Annotated in this window: 1 protein-coding gene; it reads left to right on the plus strand. The window is 74.8% G+C overall.

Annotation, left to right across the window (positions count from 1 at the left end):
• Positions 1–2050, plus strand: a 2050-nt coding sequence (locus WA788_RS35205; RefSeq protein WP_335984503.1) for a type I polyketide synthase, incomplete at both ends; no start/stop codon positions are given.

Raw genomic sequence — 2050 nt, forward strand, 5'->3', positions numbered from 1 at the left:
GACCCGGCTGGACCTCGGCGCCCTCCGCACCCGCAACGACCTCCCCCCGCTGTGGCGCACCCTCGCCGGGCAGCCCGCCCGCCGCGCCGCCGGGAGCCACCACGCCGAACCCGCCGACCTCGCGCACCGCTTGGCGCACCGCACCCGCGCCGACCGCGAGGAGGAGTTGCTGACGCTGGTCGCCGACCACGTGGCCGCAGTGCTCGGGTACGCGTCGCGCGAGCAGATCGACACCACACAGGCGTTCCGGGACCTCGGCTTCGACTCGCTCAGCGCGATCGAGCTGCGCAACCGGGTCCAGGCGGCGACGGGCCTCGCCGTCCCGGCCACCCTCGTCTTCGACTACCCGAACGCGCGGCGGCTGGCGGGTCACCTCGCCGAGCAGTTCGGCGACGCCCCGCGCGGCACGGCGGACACGCTGCCGCCGCTCGCCTCCGTCGCCGACGACGCGCTCGTCATCGTCGGCATGGCCTGCCGTTTCCCGGGCGGTGTGCGGGACCTCGACGGCTACTGGCGGCTGATCGCCAACGGCGAGGACGGCATGTCCCCCTTCCCCGCCGACCGCGGCTGGGACCTGGAGGCCCTGTACGACCCGGCGGGGCCCGGCGCCTCGGCCACCCGCGAGGGCGGCTTCCTCGACGGGGCACTCGACTTCGACGCGGGCTTCTTCGGCATCTCCCCGCGCGAGGCCCTGGTCACCGACCCGCAGCAGCGTCTGCTGCTGGAGACGTCCTGGGAGGCGCTGGAGCACGCCGGCATCGCCCCCGACCGGCTGTCCGGCAGCCGTACCGGCGTCTTCGTCGGCAGCTACCAGTCCGGGTACAGCGAGGTCATCGCCGACGCCCTCGACGAGGCCGAGCCGCAGGCGCTCACCGGCAACGCGCAGAGCGTGCTGTCCGGCCGGGTCGCGTACACCCTCGGCCTCGAAGGCCCGGCGGTCACGGTGGACACCGCCTGCTCGTCGTCGCTCGTCGCCCTGCACTGGGCCGGCCAGGCGCTGCGCGCGGGGGAGTGCTCGCTCGCGCTGGTCGGCGGCGTCACCATGATGGCCACCCCGAGCACCTTCGTCGGCTTCACCCAGCAGGGCGGCGTCGCGTCGGACGGCCGCTGCAAGGCGTTCGCGGACGCCGCCGACGGCACCGGCTGGTCGGAGGGCGTGGGCGTGCTGGTCGTGGAACGCCTGTCGGACGCGGAGCGCAACGGCCACCGCGTGCTGGCGGTCGTACGGTCCAGCGCGGTCAACCAGGACGGCGCGTCGAACGGTCTGACCGCTCCGAACGGCCCCTCCCAGCAGCGGGTGATCCGGCAGGCGCTGGCCGCGGGCGGCCTGTCCCCGGCCGACGTGGACGCCGTCGAGGCGCACGGCACCGGTACGTCCCTGGGCGACCCGATCGAGGCGCAGGCGGTGCTCGCCACCTACGGCCAGGACCGGCCGGAGGAACGGCCGCTCTGGCTCGGCGCGGTGAAGTCGAACATCGGGCACACCCAGGCCGCGGCCGGTGTGGCGGGTGTGATCAAGATGGTGCTGGCGATGCGGCACGGCATGCTGCCCCGCACCCTGCACGTGGACGAGCCGAGCACGCACGTCGACTGGACGGCCGGGCAGGTGCGGCTTCTCACCGAGGCCGTGCCGTGGCCGGAGACCGGGCGGCCCCGGCGTGCCGGTGTGTCGTCGTTCGGCATCTCCGGGACGAACGCGCACGTGATCCTGGAAGCTCCGGCGGCTCCTGTCGAGGTGGCGGTCGAGGCGGAGGTGGTGGGGCCGGAGACGGGTGTGGTCTCTCCGGTGGCGTGGGTGGTGTCGGGTCGTACGACGGCTGCGGTGCGGGGTCAGGCGGAGCGTCTGCTGTCGGCGGTGGAGTCGGCGGAGTTGGAGCCGGTGGGTGTGGGTGCGGCGTTGTTGTCGCGGTCGCTGTTCGATCACCGTGCGGTGGTGGTGGGGGCGGACCGGGCCGAACTGGCCGCTGGGTTGCGGGCGTTGGCGGCGGGCGAGCCGGTGGGGAACGTCGTGCACGGCGTCTCGCGGGGTGCTCAGGTCCGCCGGGTGGTG

This window comes from Streptomyces sp. CA2R106 (genome assembly GCF_037034245.1).
Lineage (GTDB): Bacteria > Actinomycetota > Actinomycetes > Streptomycetales > Streptomycetaceae > Actinacidiphila.